The 24,427-nt window shown below is 38.0% G+C and carries 18 protein-coding genes and 1 CRISPR repeat array; of the genes, 12 read left to right on the plus strand and 6 right to left on the minus strand.

The genetic code is table 11. The features are described from left to right. The first annotated feature begins 111 nt into the window (after positions 1-111). From EDC37_RS03935 to EDC37_RS03945, 3 genes are all read left to right on the plus strand, one after another. A complete protein-coding gene (locus EDC37_RS03935; RefSeq protein ID WP_165874447.1) occupies positions 112-2,067 on the plus strand; it encodes a TonB-dependent receptor plug domain-containing protein in 1,956 nt (651 codons plus the stop codon). A gap of 119 nt (positions 2,068-2,186) precedes the next feature. Then, a complete protein-coding gene (locus tag EDC37_RS03940; RefSeq protein ID WP_132548132.1) occupies positions 2,187-3,422 on the plus strand; it encodes an EAL and HDOD domain-containing protein in 1,236 nt (411 codons plus the stop codon). 185 nt (positions 3,423-3,607) lie between these two features. Then, positions 3,608-4,027, plus strand: a complete 420-nt coding sequence (locus tag EDC37_RS03945; protein WP_132548134.1) for an HIT family protein — start codon at positions 3,608-3,610, stop codon at positions 4,025-4,027. 72 nt (positions 4,028-4,099) lie between these two features. Here EDC37_RS03945 and EDC37_RS03950 read toward each other — a convergent pair whose 3' ends face one another. The 6 genes from EDC37_RS03950 to EDC37_RS03975 all read right to left on the minus strand — a co-directional run bounded on the left by EDC37_RS03950 (position 4,100) and on the right by EDC37_RS03975 (position 10,929). Then, on the minus strand, positions 4,100-4,993 hold the full coding sequence (locus tag EDC37_RS03950) for a polysaccharide deacetylase family protein (protein ID WP_132548136.1): 894 nt from the start codon (positions 4,991-4,993) through the stop codon (positions 4,100-4,102). 3 nt (positions 4,994-4,996) lie between these two features. After that, positions 4,997-6,031, minus strand: coding sequence for a bifunctional UDP-4-keto-pentose/UDP-xylose synthase (locus tag EDC37_RS03955; protein ID WP_132548138.1), 1,035 nt, complete (start codon positions 6,029-6,031; stop codon positions 4,997-4,999). A gap of 12 nt (positions 6,032-6,043) precedes the next feature. Then, positions 6,044-7,039 (minus strand): formyltransferase family protein, encoded by a 996-nt coding sequence (locus tag EDC37_RS03960; protein WP_132548140.1) that lies wholly within the window; start codon positions 7,037-7,039, stop codon positions 6,044-6,046. Continuing rightward, positions 7,023-7,973 (minus strand): glycosyltransferase, encoded by a 951-nt coding sequence (locus EDC37_RS03965; RefSeq protein ID WP_132548142.1) that lies wholly within the window; start codon positions 7,971-7,973, stop codon positions 7,023-7,025. Before EDC37_RS03965 ends, EDC37_RS03960 begins: the two co-directional genes overlap by 17 nt. Positions 7,974-7,993: 20 nt before the next feature. After that, complete coding sequence (locus EDC37_RS03970) at positions 7,994-9,151, minus strand: DegT/DnrJ/EryC1/StrS family aminotransferase (RefSeq protein WP_132548144.1); 1,158 nt, start codon at positions 9,149-9,151, stop codon at positions 7,994-7,996. 110 nt (positions 9,152-9,261) lie between these two features. Next, a complete protein-coding gene (locus EDC37_RS03975) occupies positions 9,262-10,929 on the minus strand; it encodes a phospholipid carrier-dependent glycosyltransferase (RefSeq protein WP_231040061.1) in 1,668 nt (555 codons plus the stop codon). A 457-nt stretch (positions 10,930-11,386) separates the two neighbouring features. Here EDC37_RS03975 and EDC37_RS03980 point away from each other — a divergent pair, with 457 nt between their 5' ends. The 9 genes from EDC37_RS03980 to serS all read left to right on the plus strand — a co-directional run bounded on the left by EDC37_RS03980 (position 11,387) and on the right by serS (position 21,302). Then, positions 11,387-12,061 (plus strand): response regulator transcription factor, encoded by a 675-nt coding sequence (locus tag EDC37_RS03980; RefSeq protein ID WP_132548146.1) that lies wholly within the window; start codon positions 11,387-11,389, stop codon positions 12,059-12,061. A 3-nt stretch (positions 12,062-12,064) separates the two neighbouring features. Further along, positions 12,065-13,360 carry a sensor histidine kinase gene (locus EDC37_RS03985; RefSeq protein ID WP_132548148.1) on the plus strand — a complete coding sequence of 432 codons (1,296 nt, stop codon included), beginning with the start codon at positions 12,065-12,067 and terminating at the stop codon, positions 13,358-13,360. Between the two features lie 158 nt (positions 13,361-13,518). After that, positions 13,519-15,576, plus strand: a complete 2,058-nt coding sequence (locus tag EDC37_RS03990) for an OPT family oligopeptide transporter (protein WP_132548150.1) — start codon at positions 13,519-13,521, stop codon at positions 15,574-15,576. Between the two features lie 200 nt (positions 15,577-15,776). After that, positions 15,777-16,232: a GNAT family N-acetyltransferase gene (locus EDC37_RS03995; protein WP_165874448.1), complete on the plus strand. Its 456-nt coding sequence runs from the start codon at positions 15,777-15,779 to the stop codon at positions 16,230-16,232. Positions 16,233-16,284: 52 nt separating this feature from the next. Beyond that, the gene (locus EDC37_RS04000; RefSeq protein WP_132548154.1) at positions 16,285-16,755 is read left to right on the plus strand and encodes a metal-dependent hydrolase; all 471 of its coding nucleotides are present in this window, start codon (positions 16,285-16,287) and stop codon (positions 16,753-16,755) included. Positions 16,756-16,770: 15 nt separating this feature from the next. Then, the gene (locus EDC37_RS04005) at positions 16,771-17,133 is read left to right on the plus strand and encodes an EamA family transporter (protein ID WP_231040060.1); all 363 of its coding nucleotides are present in this window, start codon (positions 16,771-16,773) and stop codon (positions 17,131-17,133) included. A 50-nt stretch (positions 17,134-17,183) separates the two neighbouring features. Further along, positions 17,184-17,876: an energy transducer TonB gene (locus tag EDC37_RS04010; RefSeq protein ID WP_132548156.1), complete on the plus strand. Its 693-nt coding sequence runs from the start codon at positions 17,184-17,186 to the stop codon at positions 17,874-17,876. A gap of 32 nt (positions 17,877-17,908) precedes the next feature. After that, entirely contained in the window at positions 17,909-19,903 is a 1,995-nt protein-coding gene (locus EDC37_RS04015; protein WP_132548157.1) for a penicillin-binding protein, read from the plus strand. A gap of 124 nt (positions 19,904-20,027) precedes the next feature. Next, positions 20,028-21,302: a serine--tRNA ligase gene (gene serS / locus EDC37_RS04020; protein ID WP_132548158.1), complete on the plus strand. Its 1,275-nt coding sequence runs from the start codon at positions 20,028-20,030 to the stop codon at positions 21,300-21,302. 199 nt (positions 21,303-21,501) lie between these two features. After that, positions 21,502-24,308: a CRISPR direct-repeat array (repeat unit 30 nt; unit sequence ATTTACATTACATTCTGCTCAATTCTAAAC). The last annotated feature ends 119 nt before the right edge of the window (positions 24,309-24,427 follow it).

Genomic DNA, 24,427 nt, shown 5'->3' on the forward strand with positions numbered 1-24,427 from the left:
TAATTCGCTGGCTTTTAATGCCAGCTTTTATTATGTCTAAAAGACTGTTTCCTCATGGAAGCAGTCTTTTTATTTGTGAAAAATAACATTATTGCGAAAGGAATCTCAAAAATGAAAAGAAAAATTATGATCCTGACAGCCGTCTGTGTTTCAAGTGGAATATGCTCGCAGACCCTTGCCGCGGAACAAGTACCAGTAAAGGCTGATGCCACAGCCCAAGAATATTCCCTTGAAACAGTCAATATAACCGCAATGCGCGACCGTAAAAGGAATGTAGATATCCCAGCCGACACCGAAACTTTAACTACAGACCAGCTCGCCGCTACGGGTGCCAACAATCTTCAAGAGGCATTAAAATACACTACAGGTATAGTCTACCTTGATTATGGACCTGGTGGTAATAGCATGGGCAATATGCGTTCAAAACTACTTATGCGCGGAGCAGAAGTCCTTGTGATGATCAATGGTGCACCACTCAATATAAGAGGTTCATACAATCTATCCGATATCCCCATAAGTGATGTAGAACGTATCGAAATAGTACGCGGTGGCGGCTCTGTTCTTTATGGAAGTGATGCTATCGGCGGTGTTATAAATATCATTACCAAAAAGAAAAGAACAAATTCTGTAAAAACATCTTTTGGCAACATGGGACAACAGGAACATCACATTAGTATTCAGCAGGGAAATCTTGGTATTGGTTACGATTACCAAAAATGGGGCAATGTCGACAATATAACTAGCAACAATAAAAATTTTAACGGCTCAGAAAAAAATAATATATCGCTCAATTACAATATCAATAATGACTGGTCCATATTTTATAATCACAACAATTCCAAAATGGGATATTTTACCCCCTTAGTCAGCAGCCGCTCAGCAAATCAGACTGACCACTATGATACGACACGTGATTTTTTCCAAATAAATTATCAACATAAAAGTTTATCTGGGAATTTTTACTATAATGAGCGCAGACATAATTCATTTACAGATAATACCATCTTAAAAAAAGGAAAGAATACTGGCCGCAATAATGACATCAGTAAAGAAAAAAATTACAACATAGGGTTAGACATAAATAAAAAATGGCGGGTCAGTACCAGAGACAATATATTATTTGGGACAGCTTATCAACGAGAAAAATACAGTAAAACAGATCTTGAACAGACCAATCCCTTTATCGGCAAATCAAGTTCTGACTATGAAACCACTGACGCATCGCGAGATAATTACTCAGCCTATGGTCAATGGGAACATCGCTTTAATGATACTGATACTGTTATTTTAAGTGGGCGTGAATCTTGGACAGCCAATGGCCCGAATGATGAAAACTATACTAATTTCAGTGGTCAAGGTCAATTTATACATAAACTAAATAATAATGAAAGTATATATATGAGCATTGGTCAATCGTTCAAAATGCCAACACTCAACCAATCTTATAATACATTAAGCGGTTCGCATGATCTTCAACCGCAAAAAGGTACCCATTACGAAATAGGCTGGAAAAAAGTACAGGGGGCTCACAATTGGCAAACATCATTATTCCATTACAATATAAAAAATAATATCACGCCTACTGTCGGTGAAACTAAAGTTACATATTCAAATGAAGATATCCGAAACACAGGCATTGAGATCATGGATATAATTAATAGCCATAATAACTGGAAATACAATTGGGGTATCGTCTACAGCAATCCAGAGAATAATCCTAGTGGTACCAATGCCATGGGTAAATCTCTGCGTGGAACATGGGCACAAGAATATGGCAAATGGCAGTTAAATGGTGGGGCAACTTATCATGGAAAAAAAGTTACTGCCGGAATAAACGCAGTATACTTATTTGATAGGGTGAACTCACCAGATAATGCTGAACCTACTGATTGCAAGCCATATTTATTGACAAATTTTAACGTAAAATATGATTTTGATGCAACTCAAAGCGTCTACCTCACTGTAAACAATATTCTGGATCGTGATGATATCGTAACCCATTCCGCCTCCACGCCGTATTATTCCACACCAATAAATTTCATGTTAGGTTATGAATTAAATTTTTAACTGTTCCATAAAATAGTTTATTTTACAGATTTTAGTTGTTTTTACATATAAAAACCAAATAAGCATCAATTTTTACGAAATCTATTATATAATATATATTATTAGGAGGTGATAATTTCATGAATTTATACGTAGCCCGTCAACCTATATTAGATCATGAATTAAATACAGTAGCCTATGAATTACTATTTCGTGATGGTCTGCAAAATTCTATGAACTATAATATTGACGGCTATGATGCAACGCAAAAAATCTTATCCAACAGTATGGTTGCCTTTGGTCTAAGGAATATTGCCGGCAATAAAAAACTTTTTATAAACTTTACTGGACAAAACATAGAAAAAGGTGATGTAAGCAGTCTACCGCCTGAAATGGTAATAGTGGAAATCCTGGAAAATACCGAACCGACCGCAGCATTACTATCCACCTGCAGAGAATTAAAGAAAAAAGGCTATAAATTTGCCTTAGATGATTTTGTGTTTGCTGCTAAATATCAACCGCTTATTGATTTAGCCGACATAATAAAAATTGATTTTTTAATCACTAAAACACCTGCCGAAAGAAAAAGGATGCGTGAAATTCTTCCCAAGCATATCAAACTTTTGGCAGAAAAGGTGGAAAACCAGGAAGAATATGAACAAGCGCTTGCTTTTGGTTATGAATTATTTCAAGGCTATTTTTTCTGCAAACCTGTTATTATTTCGCAGCAGACTTCTCAAGTAGATATAACCTCCCAGTTAATGCTGTTGCGTGAATTAAATAATAAAAAACTTGATCTAGACCGTCTGGAAAGTATTATTAAAAGAGATATATCACTTATCCACAAATTGCTTAAATATATAATAAATTCTCCTTACGCCAGCAGTTCCGATAAGGTACACACACTAAAACAAGCGATATCACTGTTAAAAATAGATGGTATACGCAATTGGATTAATCTAGTATGCATGAAGGACCTCTCTGCTGAAAAACCCAATGAACTATTTACTACTCTGCTGATACGTGCGAAGTTTTGTGAACTTACCGCCGAAAACATACCCAATACAAAAGTAGAAAAAGATACTGCATTTTTGGTAGGAATGCTTTCCTTATCTGATGTAGTCTTGGGCCAGCCGATGGAAAAAATAATTAATGACTTAGGTCTTGCCACCGAAATAAGGGATGCGCTTGTCCTGCACAAAAACATTTTAGGGGAACTACTCAAACTATCCACAGACTATGAGCATGGTAATTGGCAGGAGGTAAAAATTTGGTGCAAAAAAAATCATTTTCCTGAAGAATTACTTGCCTCTCTTTATAATGAAGTTATCCAATGGTCTACCAAAGTCAATGAAGGCATAAGCAGTGTCATGTAATAATAAATTTTTTATACTCAAGCAAGGGCGGAAAATCAACCGTGTCATACGTATTTTCCGCCCTTAAGCTTTTTATTCAGATATCTGTAAAATTATTTGAATAAAAGTTTTTTTCTTTATAATTGTTATTTTCTGCTTTTTGTTATAATATATATATTATGAATATCTTTAGGGGAGGTTATATCATGAATGATCCAAATTGTGCTTATTGCGGTAACGATGACACATTAGCAAAATTCGGCATATTTATCTGCGAGTTACCAGCAAGTAAAATCTATTTATTCAAAGAACAAAGCCATCTAGGCAGATGTATCGCTGCTTATAAAAACCATATTGGTGACATTAATGAACTCAGTGATGCTGAGTTAAGCGCTTATTATCAAGATATTGCCAAATTATCACGGGCATTGAAGCAGATCTTCCGTCCTGATAAAATAAATTACGGTGCCTATGGTGATACAGCTAAGCATTTTCATACACATCTTGTTCCTAAATATAAAAATGAATTTGAATGGGGCGATGTTTTTGCAATGAATCCCGACAGAATATATTTTGAGACTGCCAGATATCAAGAACTAATAAAAAATATTAAAGCTGCACTTTAACCAACATTGCCTACAGTCAAAAAAGAAGAAAAGAACGTTTATGATAACTAAACTATATCATAAACGTTCTTTTTAGTTTAACGGGTCACTTTGCAAAGCGACGGTACCTGCACGTCCCGGTAGATATCCGGCATAAATTCTGCATTTTTTTATGTTGGGGAGTTTCTTGCCTTCTTTTAAAAGGACAAACTCAAAACCCTGTAATCTAGCTTTTGCAATAAAATCATCAAGGATTGATATTTTTGCCAGCCCTTCCGTTTCGGCATGGATAGTAAATACATTCCATGGTTTATCACAATTTTTTAGCCAATAATCTACAATATTGTCCTCAGTAACACCCATAATTCCCAATACTTCATCCATCGTCAGTAAAGTGCCAGGAATCTGTACGGGCAAAAACTCCTGCCCCTCTACCACTGGATAAAAAGGAGCATAACCGCGCACATCTGAACAAAAATCAAATCCCATAGTCTGTTGCACTTTTAAGCTTTTATACGTCGTCTGCCATCCTGGTGCACCGCAAAAACGGGGTTTCTGGTGCGCAAGTTTTTCAAACAGATTACACGCTTTAGTCAAATGCTCACGTATTTTAGCTTCTGATAATACAGGCAGTTTATCCTGCCAATAAACATGATCCCAACAATGAATACCACAATCATGCCCATCAGCTATTGCCCTGAGAAAGGGCGCAGGATTAGGCCCTACTATCAACGGAGCAGGCAGTACAGTACCGTATAGCATTGTTTTCAAACCATATGTAGCAGGTGCCTTTGTCCGAAGCATTTTTGCCAAAAAGCCTTTACGAAAAATTCGGCGTATCGCTTTACCTGAATTATCTGGTCCCATTGAGAAAAAAAAGGAAGCTTTGATTCCATGCTTTTGGAAAACATCAAGCATATTAGGGACACCTTGCTCATAGCCACGTTTTGTATCTACATCTATTTTAATAGCAATTTTTTTCCGCATAGCTTATAAATCCTTTTTTAATTGTGCAGCATACCAATCTAATGTCAATTTAATAGCTTCGCGCAATGTAGTTTTAGGCTCCCACCCCAGTAAATCTTTCATTTTTTGTACCGATGGCAAACGATCCTGCATATCCTCATAATTCTTCCCATAATATTTTGCCGCAGGGATTTCAATCAGATTAACATTATTTGCTTTCTCTGCAAACTGCGAATAATTTTTCATTTCATCGACTATCATTACTGCTAATTCTTTAATGGAATAGTGATTTGACGGATTGCCAATATTAAATATTTCGCCATTGGCTTTATTATTTTCATTTTTTATTATTGTAATAAGTCCATCAATACCGTCATCTACCCATATAAACGAGCGTTTCTGCCCGCCACCACCGACAAGATTGATCCGGCCAGTATACAAAATATCATATATGAATTGTGTTATAGAACGAGCTTTGTGTTCAGCAGCATCTTTGAATGTATCCAAACCTGGACCCACCCAATTAAACGGGCGGAATATAGAAAAAGGCAACCCTTTTTCCTGTCCAAAAGCAAAAATAACCCTATCCATCATCTGTTTGCTGCAACTATATATCCAGCGTGATTTTCTAATAGGGCCTAACGTAAGTGTACTTTCGTCTTCTACCATTATCCGGCTGTTTTCTGTAGGCATTCCATATACTTCAGATGTAGAAGGAAAAATCACTCTTTTTTGGTACTTTGCGCAATGACGTACTATTTTCAAATTTTGTTCAAAGTCCAGTTCAAATGTTCCTAATGGATGTGTTATATAATAAGCTGGTCTGGCTATACCGGCAAGCGGTAAAACAACATCATTTTCTTTTACAGCCTGTTCCAGCCAATTTTCTTCCTTAAAGATATCACCGGTTTTCATTGAGAAACGATGTTCATTTTTAAATTCAGCAAGATTATTGTCATGTAGGTCAAACCCCTGTACCTGCCAGTCAGTCTTCTGCAATATAGTCCGCAATAAATGTGAGCCTATAAATCCATTAATACCGGTAATAAATACTTTCATTGACTTTACTCCTTATACTCTATTAACGCTAAAACATTCTCCATTCTGAAAAAGCGAACCAAAACCTTTGTCGGCAGGATCACTATCTTTTCCATCAGGCAAGGAAATTTTCTGCAAAACAAGAAAACCCTTTCCACACTTTACAATAACAGCTCCAGCTTCACGGTACACTGTTCCCGCAGGGAGCTGCGACATCCCATTTACCTGTCCGTCATGGTACTTTTGCCAAAACTCAGCATCATCCAAAGGCAATGCCTGCCAAATAAATACCTTCTGTCCTGCCCAAAAAGTAAATGCACCGGGAAATGGATGCGTTACAGATCTTATTAAATTATAAATCTTTATCGCACTGTCATGCCAATTTATAATACCGTCTTCTGGCCGTCTACGGCCAAATTTAGTTGCCTGAGTTTCATCCTGTGCACGATGTGGAACAGTTCCCTTCTCGATGAGCGGAAGATATTCCCGTATTATTTTTCGCACCGCGTTACTGGCCTTTAAAAAAACATCGTGTCCTGTATCTGTAAAATTAATAGGGAATTGCTCTTGCGCGATTATATCTCCCCTGTCAGCTTTTGTCGTCATGACATGCATCGTCACACCAGTCTGCCTTTCGCCATTCAGTACCGCCCAATTGATACAAGCTCTCCCCCTGTATTTAGGCAAGAGCGAACCATGTAGGTTATATGCCCCCAAGCGCGGTACTGCCAAAAATTCATCTGGTATTATCGCTCTATAATATGCTGATAAAATTATATCAGGCGCGGCCTGTTTAAAAAAAGGATAAGCGCCTTCATCTATTTTCTTGGAACGATAAACAGCAAGCTTTTTGCTTTTTGCTAAATCATATACTGAATCAAACCAAATCGTTTCATCATCCGCATCTATATGTGTAAACACGGCAGAAATATTGGCACCCATTTTTAATAATTCATCAAGGCAGGCAAAACCTGGTTGGCTATAAGCAAATAAAACAATGGCGGGACGAGCATCAGTTATTTTGCCCATTAATATCTTCTTCCCATATCTTCTTTATTACGAAACGCGGTCTTTTCTGTATCTGTTTATAAATCCGGCCTATATATTCACCTATGATTCCCAAACTCATGATGGAAATTCCTGTCAGGAAAAACTGAATTGCCATTAGCGTAAAAAGACCTTCCGCCTCTGACCCGATAACAAATCTCCTTATCAGTATATAGGCAACAAGCAGGAAACTGAGCACGGATATTCCTATCCCGCTCATCGTCACCCATTGGAGCGGTGACAATGAGAAACTTGTCATGAGGTCAAAATTAAGCCGTATTAAACGAAATATGCTGTATTTAGATACGCCGAACTCTCTTTCACGATGCTCTACAGTAATTTCTACAGGATTAACTGCATATTTCTGTCCCAGCGCGGGAATAAAGGTCGTAGATTCATTACTATTTGCTATTATATCAGTAATTCTGCGATCATATCCCCTGAGCATACAGCCATAATCATTTATATGCAAACCCGTTATACTATTTGTTATTTTATTAACAACTTTTGACGCGGCCTTGCGGAAAAACGGGTCATGTCTATTTTTCCGGCAAGACCCAACGACATCATGCCCAGCATCCATCTGTTTTATAAGCTTAGGAATCTCTGACGGCGGATTCTGCAAATCAGCATCCAGCGTTATTACAAAATTCCCCCGCACATGCGAAAAGGCTGCCATTATTGCCATATGCTGGCCAAAATTACCATTAAAGTCAATAAGGCGGACTACTTGAGGATGTATTTTCCAAAAATCATACAGCATGGCAAAAGATTTATCCTGACTGCCATCATTGACAAAAACTATTTCATATCTTCTGCCTAGGTTTTCCATCACTGGATATAACTCTGCAAACAGCCGTGGCAGTGATTCTTCTTCATTATATACTGGAATAACTATAGATACTTCCGGAGCCATTATTTCACCTTTTCATACGCTTATTTGCAAACAGCTTTTACTGCTTCAACCACATCTTCTACATCTTGGTCCGTCATAGCCGGGAAAAGCGGTAGAGACACTATCTTTTCGCCGATTTCTTCTGCTACAGGCATATCGCCTTTTTTCAGACCAGTTATTTTGGCATAGGCACTGAACAAATGAACTGCCTGATAATGATATGCCGTACCAATGTTATATTGTTTCATCTTTTCCATGAATGCATCACGGGTAAAGCCTGTTTTATCACTGTTTATAAGCGGTGTATAAATATGCCAGGAATGTACACAGCCAGCTTCTACAGCTGACGGTAAAGTCAATCCTTCCATATCTGCAAAGGCATCATTGTATCTAGCGACAATTTCAGCACGGCGCTTATTAAACTGCTCCAAATGCTTCAACTGGTCACGACCTATTGCTGCTTGGATATCCATCATCTGATATTTAAGTCCTGGTACGAAAATGTCATAGTGGCTTTTTCCTTTTGCCCCAAAGCGGTTCCATGCGCCCTTATCCATGCCATTTTGTCTTTGTACAGACATACGGTCTGCCACTTCTTCATCATCAGTCGTTATCATACCACCTTCACCGGTAGTGATATTTTTAGTGGGATGAAAACTAAATACGGCAGTATGTTTTGCTCCCCTGCCCGCACCGATTTTTCTGCCATGATAAGCGGCACCCAAAGCATGGGCACTATCTTCTATTATTGCCAAGCCATGCTGCTTTGCAATTTCTTCAATAGAATCCATATCGCACGGACGTCCTGCAAAATGCACAGGAATAATTGCCTTCGTCTTAGCCGTTATCTTTGCTTCTAATTTTTTGGGATCTATATTAAATGTATTGGGATCTATATCAGCTAATACCGGTACTGCTCCGGCAAAAATTATTGCGTTCACCGTACTGGCAAAAGTCATCGGCGTAGTTATTACTTCATCGCCCGGTTTCACCAGTGCCATAACAGCTAAATGCAAACCTGCTGTAGCAGAATTAACGGCCACTGCAAACTTACTGCCGACATATTGTGCAAAATTTTTTTCAAAGTCAACTGTCTTAGGTCCCATTGCCAGCCAACCGGATCGTATTGAATCACAAACATCAGCTATAGCAGCTTCGCTGACACATGGTTTAGAAAACGGCAGAAAATCTTTTCTCATTACTATAAACTCCTTTAATTATAAATTATCTATTATCAGTGCGTCAATCCGCGTTTAACAAATGCCGATGACGATTAGGTATTCGTCTTTTATTTTTAACATTGCCGACATTATTTGTTGACAATATAATAGTATCCACCTTTAGGTCTCACTTCGTCATTGAATATTACGTGCAAATTTTTCACTATATGCAGATTTGATAACATATTTCTTTTACTTTTATCAAATACAATAAATACCCGTTTATCGCTATTCCATAAATTGATGAGTTGATCATCATCAATAAACCAGCCTTGCCCGCTTGGATGCTTCGAGCCGAATTCCAATTCCCCTAAATATGACGCGACAACAATACGCTTTTGCAAGTAAAAAGCTAATCCCTGCACATAATCGCCATAAGAAACGACAATATCTCCCGGTCTGATAGTACTGCGTATATCCTCAGCAACATATAAGGTTGTCCTACTCACAGCTACCTGGTTATGGATAGATTGCAATCCACAGGCAAACAAAAAAGCGACCACAGACATAGCTGAAATAGTGCAGCGAACCTGTTTTGTCTTAAACCAAACCGATATGACACACACGAGTCCAATGGTCAAGGAAAGGAAAATCAACCAACCTGTGCAAAATATCTGCCATGCACTTAAGTAACCAGCCTGCATAGAATAGACTATAAGAGCTGCAACGAAAATAAAACAGCCAATGCTGTTAATCCACAGTCCACCGCCAATCCATCTGCCGAGCTGTGACGCCCTTCTTATTGAGGCAGCCAGCAAAATTGCCAGCGCAGAGAGACAAGGCAATATGTACGGTACCAATTTTGAATCAGAAAACGAATAAAACAAAAATACAACAAAAAACCATGTCAGCAAAAATATAATATCACATTTGTTCTTTTTTGACTCTGTCCGGCGTATGATACCATTTTTAACAAAAAGTGCCGGTAAAAAGCCCAGCCAAGGGAAAACTCCCAATATTATCATGGGAATAAAAAACCAGAATGGTTTATACCGATCTGCCATCTTGGTAGCAAAACGTAAAAAATGTTCACGTATAAAGAAAAAATAAAAGAAATCTGGATTGGCGCGGCATACCAGATAAAACCAAGGTACGCTGATTACCAGAAACAGCAATATTCCCGGCCAGTATATAATATCACGTGCAATATTCCATTTTTTTGTAAAAACCATATACCAGAAAATAATTCCCAAAGGAAGTACAATAGATATAAGGCCTTTTGTTAACAACCCAAATGCCATCGCCGCATAAAATAAAAGATACCATTTTCTATTTTGGCTGAGACGTGCCTTATAAAACGACACCAGTGAAAGAGTCATAAACATCGTTATCATCATATCGAGGATATTGATTGACCCTACCACGATATGTAGTGTTGTTGTAGCCAAAATAACGGCTGTCAACAATCCGGTGCGATTGGTAAACATCATTTTACCAAGCCATGCTGTGAGGAAAATATTAATTATCCCCGTCACCGCTGGAACTACACGAGTAGCCCCTTCGTTCTCTCCCAAGACATACATTGATGCTGCTGTCAGCCAATACTGTAATGCCGGTTTCTCAAAATACTCAACACCATTGAGCCGCGGTGTTATAAAATCACCGGTAGCCAGCATTTCCCGCGGGATTTCGGCATAACGGCCTTCATCCGGTTCCATTAAGGGGTAAGCATTAATGTGGACAATATACAGGGCAACTATTGAGATTACAATGAAAAACACTGCTATCTTTTTTTGCCGAGTGTCTAACGTATGCAATAAAATACTCCTCTCTAAAAATGCGCATAACTAGAATTATTATAACATTATACTGTTATTAAGCAAGCTTATCAGTATAACTCCCACAATAAACGCATAAAGTACAAGCAACGAGAAAATTTACATTTTTTCAATATTTTTAAACACATTTACACTTTACATCACTCAATATTATTTATTTTGTAATAAAAAATGTGACTATTATTATAATGTGATTTATTTTTCATACATGCGTTTATCATGTCATCACTTTCTCTATTATTCTAAATAATAAACATGAAATATTTATGAAAGGTCTTTTAAAAAAGGTCCTTGCCACTGATGTATTTATCGCCTATTTTTTTCAGAATAAATTCAGATAGACACGCTAAAATTAAATAAATATTTTTCTGGAACGTCAGCTGTTAAAATAAGATATAATTATACTGGTATAGAAAACGATTGGAGTGATAAAATTATGAAAATACTCTTAGCAGAAGATGACCGTAAACTTTCTAAAATACTCGGTTTTCTACTGAAAAAAGAAGGCTACAGTGTAGATATAGTTGACAACGGAGAAGATGCCCTCAGTTATTTATCTATTACAAACTACGATATAGTCCTCCTTGACTGGATGATGCCGCGAAAAAATGGAATTGATGTATGTATAGATATCCGCAAAAACAGCAAAAACTGTGGCGTTATTATGCTGACTGCCAAAGATACCCTTGAGGACAGAATAAATGGTCTCGACAATGGCGCTGATGATTATATAGTCAAACCTTTCGAATTTCCCGAATTGCTGGCACGCATAAGATCTGTTTTGCGCAGACAAAATAATCAATATCAAAATAACACCATGTCATTTGAAATGGGTTTAAAAATTGACAAATCAAATTTTACGGCATATTTGCATGACAAAGACTTACAACTGACACGCAGGGAATTTCAGTTGCTGTCTATTTTGCTGCAAAATATGGGTACAACATTGCCGCGTGAACAGATAATAAATAATATCTGGAACGATGAAGACGGTATTTCTTCTAATGCCCTTGATGCTTTAATAAAATTATTGCGGAAAAAACTGGCTGATGCCGGTAAACAAGATCTTATCAAGACAGTACATGGTATCGGCTACAAAATTGAGGCATAGGCTATGAAATTATTTTCCCAATTCCGTAAAAAATTAATCAGACAATATATGCAGTTGACATGTCTAATCGTCTTCATTTTAATTACGCTTATTTATGCTTTTATTGGTTCGCTTGTCTATAATAACTTTATCAGCCAAGCACATATGCTGGCCATGGAAGAAATAGAAGAACTGAATTATATAGTCAATGAAAACAATGTACCACTTGATCTTCCGCCTGATAACAGCAGTAGCCAAAAATACCTGACCCGCATATTCTATTATATGTACGACAAGGATAACCGGCTTATCAAGATGTCCAATAAAATTGATTGGAGTCGGGCTGCTATTGCCTCAATGGCAGCTCAAGACACACTACAGGACGGACAATCAAAAATCCATATGGTCTTCACGGATCGAAATGACTTTCGTTTTTTTGTCATCTCCCGCGAATCCATCTGGACTAACGGACAATACTCTGGAAAAGTTTATGCTGGTTTTGATATAAGCCACAATCTGATGTTTTTGGGCAGATTGTTGCTATGGTTAATACTCCTGTTGATATGTACGCTTTTTATGATCAACAAAGCTGCTAATTTTATGGCAAATAAGGCGATGCGTCCTATTATTGAATCATTTGAAAAACAAATACTTTTTGCTGCTAACGCCTCCCATGAGCTGCGTACCCCTTTAAGTGTCCTTTTGTCCGGACTCGATGTCTTAAAAGATGATACGGATAACAAGTTATCCCGTTTTTCTCAAGAAATTTTAGCCGATATGACCGGTGAAATTCTCAAGATGAAAGCGCTTATAAGTAATATGTTGCTTTTAGCCAGATGCGACAGCAGTGCTGTCAGTTTCCAAAAAAGTAAATTACCAACCACTACCATCCTGGAAAATACTGCGGCTCGTTTTAAGACTATTGCGGCAGATAAGGATATAACTTTGACCGTGTCGAACAATACTACTGAACTATATGCATATGCCAATTATAACCATGTTGAACAGATATTATCCATCCTGCTCGACAATGCCATAAAATACACTCCTAAAAATGGTAAAATTTCTTTGCAAGCATATACCTCTAACGACGCTGTTATCATTTCCGTTACGAATACAGGGGCTGGCATTCCCGCTAAGGACCTGCCTTATGTTTTTGAACGTTTTTACCGTTCTACAGCTGTCCAGAAACACGAAGGGAGCGGTCTGGGGCTTTCCATTGCCAAAGCATTGGCAGAAAAGAACAACGGTGCTATTTCTGTACAAAGTGAAGAAAATAAGCAAACTACTTTTACTCTGTATCTACTGCAAAAAGATTGAGGCATTCAATACGAAGATATTTTTTAGTTAAGGTTTACATTTGTACTTGTAAAGGTTATCATATTATAGATATTGATAAATTAATATGTGGATTTAGCATTTACTGATTAATTTGTCATACTCTAAAATAATATTACTAAATTTTTAGGAGAATCTTCATGAGAAAATCAGTTGATGTAATGGCAGACAACGTAGACCTGCCAGAACTTACTTTCAGGGGCATGTTTTTGGGAATGCTGTTAACAGGTATATTTACAGCATCAAATGTCTATCTCGGTTTAAAAGTAGGACTCACATTCTCTTCCTCTATTCCCGCAGCAGTTATTTCCATGGCAGTTTTGCGCTTGTTTGCAAAATCCAATATATTGGAAAACAATATGGTACAAACCCAGGTATCCGCCGCAGGAACTTTATCCGCCGTTATTTTCATAATTCCAGGACTGCTCATGAGCGGTTATTGGACAGAGTTTCCATTATGGCAAACTTTTATGATCTGTTTATGCGGTGGTGCACTCGGTGTATTGTTCACTATCCCGCTCAGAAGGGCAATGGTAGTGCACAGTGATTTAGCATATCCTGAAGGAAAGGCTGCCGCTGAAATATTAAAGGCCGGTAGTGTTTCCCATGATACTGAAAACGATAATTCTAATGCACAAAACAACGACGGCCTCAAGGAAATCGGCATGGGGGCTTTTCTCGCAGCAGTAGTAAATTTATGTACTGCTGGCTTTCGTCTGCTTGCAGATCAAATAAGCTGGGCATTTGCCGTTGGTAAAGCTGTTTTCAGTATTACCCTTGGTCTCTCACTAGCACTTTTTGGTGCAGGCTACCTAATCGGTTTAGCAGGTGGTATAGCTATGCTTATCGGCATTATTCTGGCATGGGGCGTATTTACACCTTATTTCACTACCCTTGTTACACCTAAAGAAGGTATGGACCTAATTGGTTTTGCCGCATCCGTCTGGTCAAGCAAAGTTCGTTTTATTGGTACTGGTACAATCGGTATAGCTGCACTATGGACGTTTTTGATGCTGATGAAACCTGTACTAAAGGGAATAAAAGAACTTATTTCCAGCAATATACAAAACAGAGATTTAAAGACTGCACATCGCATGGATACTGACTTATCCTTAAAGGCAATGTCTATTCTGTTTGCCTTGATAACAATCGGCTTACTTGGCACTATATATTCTTTTGTTACCGAAACCAGTTTTTCATCCGGCGCAATAATCCTTTTTACGGTTATCGGCACTCTCCTCGTCTTATTAATCGGTTTCTTGGTAGCAGCTGCTTGTGGCTATATGGCAGGCCTAGTTGGTTCATCATCCAGTCCTATATCAGGGATTGGGCTACTCGGTATAATAATTTCTTCCGTGGTAATTTTAATAATTGGTTCTTCACAAGGCATATTTGCTGATCCCCTCGGGAAGAAATTTGCTATAGCTTTTGCCATTTTCATCACCAGTATTATTCTCGCCACTGCAACTATTTCTAATGATAATTTACAGGATTTAAAAACAGGTTTTTTAGTTGGCGCCACTCCTTGGAAACAACAAACAGCACTTATTATAGGCTGCATATTTGGTGCCTGTGTAATATCACCTGTTTTAAACCTGCTCTATAAGGCTTACGGCTTTACAGGCGTCTTCCCTCGGCCGGACATGGACCCGACCCAAGCGATGGCTGCCCCCCAAGCCAATCTCATGACAACCATTGCCCAAGGTATTTTTAACAGCAACATCGACTGGAATCTTATCGGTATAGGTATTTTCCTCGGCATCGTTGTCATCATTTTTGATATCTTCATAAAAAAATTCAGACCAATGTGGAGTCTGCCGCCACTTGCTGTAGGGATGGGCATTTATCTGCCGCCATCTGCCGATGAACCTTTAATTCTCGGTGCTATAGCAGCTTATTTAATCCACAAATATTTGAAAAATCGCGCGCAGAACAAAAATCTTGACGCTGCCAAAGATTATATAAAACAGCATGAAAGACGCGGCGTTTTATTTGCTTCAGGTATGATTGTCGGCGAAAGTATCATGGGGGTAATTATTGCCGCTGTTATTGTTACGTCAGTAACCTCCGGCGGCAGCAACGACCCATTATCCCTTGTGGGTAAAGATTTTGCCTCCACTTCCCAATTTCTCGGTCTTACCGTATGTATCATAGCTATGCTTTATTTTGTACGAAGAATCATTTCAAGTAAATTCTAATCATATTGCTTTTCCCCCGAAGAAACAGGATACATATTTTTCTGTTATTTTTGGGGGATTATTTTCTTTATTATAGTGCTCTATTTTATTGCTACTTGCAGAAGATATTATTTTTGCGTAAAATAGAGCACAGATATAAATGATAGTAATAAGATTTTGTTGCTATCTGTTGCCAAAACAAAATGAATGAGGATATTAAAATGTATACCATAAAAGAAGCGGATAGTCCCTCCATGTGGCAGTTAACTGCAAGGCTTATACATGAATTGGCTGTCTATGAAAATCTGGAAAATCTTTGCAGCGCCACTACTGACGACATTGAAAAACTTTTTTCAGACAATCTTTTGCATGCTCTAATTGCTTTCAATGAAACCGGAGAAGTTGCTGGTTTTTTAACATATTTTTATATGCTGTCTACTTTTCGCGGTAAAAAGATTGCTTATATGGATGATCTTTTTATCCGAGAAAACCATAGAAGGAACGGTCTCGGGAAAAAATTAATCACCGCGTGGGAACAAATCGGCCGCTCTGCAGACTGCTGTAAACTAGAATGGAAATGCCTCACTTGGAACAAACCCGCACAAAACTTTTACGAAGCTTTTGGTGGAACAAAAGACGTTGAAAACCTCACATATTATAAAGTTATTGATAAATAATAACGCTTATAAAATCAGCAGTATTGACGCAATTTTTTAAGGAGGTAATGCGGTGAAATGGATAAACCATATGCTGGTAACTGGAAGTATAGTATATGCTGTAACCGCTGATCCCTTGCTGGCTGTTTACAGTATCGCCGGCAGTGTTATTCCTGATAAACTTGAAGGGAAACCACCCAAAACAAAAAAAGCTTACTGGCGGTGGCGCCAAAAACACCGTACATGGACACATTGGCCTGTTCCCTATCTGTCCTTAATAGTACTAATCTTGCTGTTTCGACGTTTCGGTCTAATTGAGCCATCACTCTGGCCGCTAGTGCTGATTCCTCTTTTCATTCTGACTGGAGCGCTTTTGCATATTGTTGAAGATGCCTTATGCGGCAAGGTCCCTCTTATTTCGCACAATAAAAAAATAGGGCTAAAGATTTTCACGGTCGATTCCTTCGGTGAATATTTTTTTTCTATATCATTGATCATCATTTTATTGCTTTACCGTGGTTGTTCATATATTTTAAATAATTGATTGAGAAGGTTGATTATGAATTTCATTTTAATTTTAACTGGCGTATTACTTAACGCTATTGCCCAGCTTGTGCTGAAAAAAGGCATGTCTATCATCGGTACAGTGCAGGTAGATATGGCATCCATTATAACGATGATAATGAAAGCCGCTGTGAATGTTTACATTTATCTTGGTCTTTTATGTTATATCTTAAGTTTTGTCGTCTGGCTTATGGTCTTATCCCGCACAGAAGTTAGTTATGCGTATCCGTTTTTAAGTATAGGCTATATTATAGCCGCATTTGTAGGTTATTTTTACTTTGGAGAAAGTATGACTTTATATAAAGTCGGCGGTATTATTCTTATCTGTTTTGGTGTATTTTTACTATATCGATCTTAAATTTTCCCTTAGGGAAACATTTCTATGCTTATCAAAAAGGAGTACCTACCATGAATGGTAAAAAGCGCTGGCAGATAGCGATTATCTTTTCTATAACTGTTCATATTTTATTACTAATATTCGTTTCCCACCAGATAAATAAATGGCTGCCCCCTCCCGTTCCTTTGCCTGCGCAGGAAGACATCGCTGTCTTTATTGATGATACAGAACCAGTTGATGATAATACTCAACAAGATGACAACGATAATGCTGCCCCTCCTGTACAGCCCGATTCTGCTATAACCATCCCCTCAGAAACCCCGGCAGCGCAGTCAGCAGAACAACCGGAACCCACTCCTTCCACCAAGCCAACTCAATCACCATCAGTGGAACAACAAAACCCCCAGCCTTCAACTAATAATAAAAAGAAAAGACCGCAACGTTACAGCATCCCGTCTCTAAAGGGCGTAAATTTGGCAGATATTGTTGATCCTATGCATCCACCAACACTTCCCCCGCTCATAAAGAAAGTCGAGTTTACACCACCTGCTAAACTGCTCGCTTCGCCCCATCCCATAGAAGTAGAAGTAAAGTATATGATCGAAGCTGACGGCAGTGTGCATGCCGATATTTCCAAATCTTCAGGTGATGAAGATATAGACGATGCTGCTATAGAAGCCATTTCTGCTTGGCGCTACGAACCGTCAGACAAGCCCTATCCGATCCCTGTCCCGTATCAATTTCGCTGGCCGCCAGCAGAATAATTTTATAATTTACATTAGAAGGAGTGTCATTATTGCCTAAGTATAGCAAAGAAGACAATGGTTCTAGTTCATATCAAGCACAATCACGCATAGCACTAATTGTCATTTTGCTGATTTTGTCTTTTGTACTGTTAGCTTTGCGCTACATTTGGGTACAGACAATTCTTCATAATGAACTATTGGAGCGAGTCCAGTATCAAGCAGAAGACCAGTACACCGTCCATCTCCCACGTGGTTCTATTTATGACCGCAACAACCACGAACTGGCCATAAGCAGTATGACAAAATCCCTTTATGTAGATCCCAATCATGTCAAAGATCCACAAACTCTGGCTAATGACTTATCACCATTGATTAATATGCCTCCGGAAGATATAATGCAGCGAATTTCCATCGGTGGTGGTTTCGTTTGGCTGAAGCGGCAGATGGAACCGAGCGAATCTGACGCTGTTGCGAAACTTATAAAGGAAAAAGCTTATGGTACTTGTCTTGGGTTTAAAGAAGAAAGTAAACGCTACTATCCTAATAAATCTCTTGCTGCTAACGTCCTGGGTTTTGTCGGCACTGACGATAAAGGCCTTGACGGCATAGAACAATCTATGGACAGTGTCATCAAGGGGCAAGTGGTAAATATGGCACTCTTTACTGACACTTTGGCACGTCCTATTCTTTCTTCTGTACTCAGCAAAGTCGAACCCCAAGGTAATTCCCGCAAAAGTGTCCAATTGACGATTGACAGTACAATCCAATATATCACCGAACAAGCTTTAGACAATGCTATGGTTCAATATGCCCCTGCAGCAGCAACAGCAATAGTCATGGACCCTAAAACAGCAGAAATACTAGCCATGGCATCAAGACCTTCCTATGATCCTAACAATTTTAGTGCGTATCCCTCAACCAGTTGGATAAATAAAGCTGTATCCTTCGTTTACGAGCCAGGCTCTACTTTTAAAGCAGTAGTTGCAGCAGCAGCTTTACAGGAAAAAGTCGTCCAGCCGAACGATGTTTTTGTTGATCCTGGTTATTTAATGATAGATGGGCGGCGTATCCAAAACTGGAGTGAAGGTAGTTTCGGCACAGTTACCTTCACTAAAATTATCGAAGAGTCCATCAATACCGGGTTCGTACATATTGGACTGGGCCTTGGTGCTGATAGATTGATGGAATATGCGCGAAAATTTGGCTTTGGTAAAAAAACTGGTATTGAACTCCCTGGTGAAGAACAAGGTATTTTATTTAACCCTAAGGAAATGACCCAGATTAATGTAGCCACAGCATCCATCGGCCAAAGCATCGCTGTAACTCCTTTACAAATAGTAACAGGCATGTCCGCTATTGCCAATAAAGGTGTTTTGATGAAACCTCATATCATCAAAACAATCTTCAATCCTGACGGCAGTGTCTATGAAGAAACAAAACCACAGGAAGTCCGCCAGGCGATAGACCAGCCAACAGATCAAGTCCTCACCTCACTGCTTGAAAAAGTTGTTTCTGAAGGCGGCGGCAATAAAGCCGCAGTTCCTGGTTATCATATTGCTGGTAAAACAGGAACTGCCCAGAAAGTTGATACTACCAACGGTGGTTACCAAGCAGGGCACTACGTTGCATCTTTTTGCGGCTTTGCCCCAGTTGAAGATCCCCAATTCGTTGTCCTCGTAATACTCGATGATCCACAAAAGGTCAATTATTACGGTGGACAGATCGCTGCTCCTATAGCGCATGACATCTTTTCTGCCATTTTCCGCTATCTCCATATAGAACCTTCCGTTCCCACGCAAGATGACACACCATCATCCTCAACCGAGCAAAAGGCAGCAACTAAACAACCTGCTCCCGTTGTCCCCAAAGGGATGATAGCGGTTCCCAATTTATATGGCAAAACAATTAGAGATGCTACGCAGATATTAAACGACCTTCAGCTTGAAATAGGCATTGTCGGCAACGGCACTGCCGCTACGCAGACACCTTCAGCGGGAACCCCAGTCGCACCACATACTAAAATAAACGTACATTTTTCTCCATAAATGTGATAAAATTAAAACGATATTCTTTGTCAAACTGATTAACTTTCTGTAACGATAATAAAAAATACAGACATATACTGTCTGTATTTGATAATTAATGTATAAAAAGGCAGGTTATTTAATAATGCTTGATAGCAAATTTGTCAGGGACAACACTGAAAAAGTATTGGATATGCTCAAAAAGCGCCACAATCCTATGAATCTTGACCGATTTAAAGAATTGGAAGAAAAGCGCCGTACCATCATTGGTAAAACAGAAACATTAAAGGGAACGCGTAATAATGTTTCTAAACAAATAAGCGAAATGAAAAAGCAAAAAGAAGATACAGAAAAATTGGTACTTGAAATGCGCACAGTAGGAGAAAAAATTAGTCAATTGGACAAAGATCTTCATGCGACTGAAGAAGAACTTCGCGACATTCTATTACATATCCCTAATATGCTCAATCCATCAGTACCTGTAGGCAATGATGATAGTGATAATCCTGAAGTACGACGTTTTGGCGAACCACGCAAGTTTGACTTCACCCCTAAAGCACATTGGGACATAGGTGCCCAGCTTGATATACTCGATGCCGAACGCGCAGCCAAAGTTGCTGAATCTCGTTTCACCTTTTATAAAGGTATGGGGGCACGTCTGGAACGCGCTGTTATCAACTTCATGATGGACACACATTCCAATGAACACGGCTACACTGAAATGCTTGCTCCATATATTGTCAATAAAGATAGCATGATTGGAACAGGCCAGCTGCCAAAATTTGCTGAAGATATGTTTAAAATTCAGGATGCCGATTTGTACCTCGTACCGACTGCTGAAGTTCCTGCCACAAACTATCATCGTAACGAAATCTTAGACGGAGCTGCCTTACCTGAATATTATTGTGTTTATACTGCTTGTTTCAGAGAAGAAGCCGGTTCTGCCGGACGTGATACACGTGGTCTTATCCGTCAGCATCAATTTAACAAAGTTGAACTTATTAAATTTGTTAAACCAGAAGACTCATATGATGAACTAGAAAAAATGGTAAGAGATGCTTCCCATATCTTGGAACTCTTGGAGATCCCCTACCACGTTGTAACCTTATGCAGTGGTGATATAGGCTTTACCGCAGCCAAAACCTATGATATTGAAGTTTGGTTACCAAGCTGTAATATGTATAGAGAAATCTCTTCCTGCTCCAATGTTGAAGACTATCAGGCACGTCGTGCCAACATAAGATTTCGTCGTTCCCCTAAAACAAAACCAGAATATGTTCATACATTGAATGGTTCCGGTCTTGCTGTAGGCAGAACCGTAGCGGCAATATTAGAAAATTATCAGCAAGCTGATGGCAGCGTAATTGTACCAAAAGTCTTGCGCAAATATATGGGTATTGATGTAATAAGCCGTAGCTGATATCTTACATCTGTTTAAATCATAAACATTTAACCAAATAATATTATAGTATCTTAAAATGCCGCTGGTATTGTATAGTAAATATAATACCAGCGGCATTATTGCTATACACTATTTGATTGATCGCTTACTTTTAAAGTTCCTGGCACCGAAACATATTCTTTTCAAAACCTTAGTCCTGTTATTGCAGTTTACCTGCATTTACATTACGTTCTGCTCGATTCTAAACCAACAAAGTTCCTATCAACGAAGTTCAAAGCATCGGATTTACATTACATTCTGCTCAATTCTAAACGGACATAAAATGCTGCTTGCCGGGCCATCTAAAGCATTTACATTACATTCTGCTCAATTCTAAACGGAGGAATAAATAATGAGTATATCAGCAACTATCTTATTTACATTACATTCTGCTCAATTCTAAACAAAGAAAAAAAGCTTACGCTGGGCGACGATGATCGGATTTACATTACATTCTGCTCAATTCTAAACTTATGCCTAAAATACTAAAACCAGAGGCAAAAACTTATTTACATTACATTCTGCTCAATTCTAAACATAAACGCACGGAGGCCATAACCAGCTATATAACCAATTTACATTACATTCTGCTCAATTCTAAACCGGTTTATTTTCTTTGTATAACGTAAGCCCATCGATATTTACATTACATTCTGCTCAATTCTAAACCGACTCAACCAGCAGCACCTACCGCTGAACAAGTAGATTTACATTACATTCTGCTCAATTCTAAACTGGAGTATCTCCAAAAAAGATGTTGTCATAGAGCGCATTTACATTACATTCTGCTCAATTCTAAACGATACTAACGTAACAGGTACAGCTTTAAGTGCTGAATTTACATTACATTCTGCTCAATTCTAAACTCATTAACGTTTAATGGCAAGGTTGCAGCTGGTGAAATTTACATTACATTCTGCTCAATTCTAAACAAAGCTGCGTACAAAAGACAAACATTTTATAACGCTATTTACATTACATTCTGCTCAATTCTAAACTCGCCTGTATTGGTAGCCGCAGACTGATTGCCTGTATATTTACATTACATTCTGCTCAATTCTAAACACAAGGTTTTCGCCTGACTGGATCACGTTAAAACTTATTTACATTACATTCTGCTCAATTCTAAACGTTATCTCCTGTGTATATCCGTAAGCAGTTGCAGGAATTTACATTACATTCTGCTCAATTCTAAACTTATGGGCTAGTGACAAGCAAGGAGGTGTTGGATTAATTTACATTACATTCTGCTCAATTCTAAACAAGTTGTATTTATAACAGATAATTTAGACTCGGCTAATTTACATTACATTCTGCTCAATTCTAAACACAGTGTATTAATAGTAATGCTAAAGTACAAATAATATTTACATTACATTCTGCTCAATTCTAAACTTAAATCATTAAATATCTGCTATAATTGTCGGCAAAATTTACATTACATTCTGCTCAATTCTAAACCAAGCGGTAGCGGTACAGTGCTTGGTACTATATTTAAATTTACATTACATTCTGCTCAATTCTAAACTGCCGACGTCCCGCCCTGTCCATCGTCAATGACGCAATTTACATTACATTCTGCTCAATTCTAAACATAACTACAGGAGTTTTCCTTTTACCACGTATATTCATTTACATTACATTCTGCTCAATTCTAAACAAATAACTCCATATATGGCTTAAATCCGCTATAATCATTTACATTACATTCTGCTCAATTCTAAACTTACCTAAATCTGTACCAAATGAATCATGTATAAGCATTTACATTACATTCTGCTCAATTCTAAACACAGCCGAAAATTGTTAGCCCGCAGGTACTGTTTGTATTTACATTACATTCTGCTCAATTCTAAACATATGACAAATGCAGAGAAAAAATAAAAACACTCATATTTACATTACATTCTGCTCAATTATAAACCATGCACCCGATCACAGCACAGTATTCGTTAACTGCATTTACATTACATTCTGCTCAATTATAAACCGACAGGTGACTCGGACTTTGAGCAATATCATGCAATTTTACATTACATTCTGCTCAATTATAAACCTAATTTTCGCAGTGTGGTTTGATATTCTATGTCAGTTTTACATTACATTCTGCTCAATTATAAACACTACGGCATACCCATGCAACGACGTTGCTTGCTGATTTTACATTACATTCTGCTCAATTATAAACTCAAAATAATATAGAATAGTAATTACAAAAGAGATGAATTTTACATTACATTCTGCTCAATTATAAACAAAATTGAAGGAAAATTGCGCACACAAAAAACGCTCATTTACATTACATTCTGCTCAATTATAAACTTAAGATGTCGTAGGCTGCCTAAAAGTTTTAAAACAATTTACATTACATTCTGCTCAATTATAAACTATACGACAGGTCGGGACAAATTTAAAATGAAAACGAATTTACATTACATTCTGCTCAATTATAAACCATTTGCAGAATGCCACAAGTACAAAGTCTAAAAACATTTACATTACATTCTGCTCAATTATAAACTTGACATGACAAAAAGTAAGCCGCCCTCGGATGTGAATTTACATTACATTCTGCTCAATTATAAACTTACGACGGCCATCTCGATATAATCGACCTAAAATAATTTACATTACATTCTGCTCAATTATAAACAAACTTGCCAACGAAAAAGCAAACACCGAATCTAGCATTTACATTACATTCTGCTCAATTATAAACACAACACAATAGGTGATGTTAAACAAAAGGACACTAATTTACATTACATTCTGCTCAATTATAAACAAATGCGTATTACCACCGCTCCTACCAAACAATTACAATTTACATTACATTCTGCTCAATTATAAACAAACCTTAGAAAATAGTGATGCTGGTATAATGTCAGTATTTACATTACATTCTGCTCAATTATAAACGTAAAAATATGTTGCATTAATATATCCTACAGACAAATTTACATTACATTCTGCTCAATTATAAACTTCTGGATGTAACGTGTATTGTAGCGGTACTGTCAATATTCTTTCGCAAAATCATAGACCTCATTGCTACTAAAGTTAGCCAAGGATTGTCTCGGTATTACATTCATACAGATGCTTCA

This window comes from Pectinatus cerevisiiphilus, from assembly GCF_004341685.1.
GTDB classification, from domain to species: domain Bacteria; phylum Bacillota; class Negativicutes; order Selenomonadales; family Selenomonadaceae; genus Pectinatus; species Pectinatus cerevisiiphilus.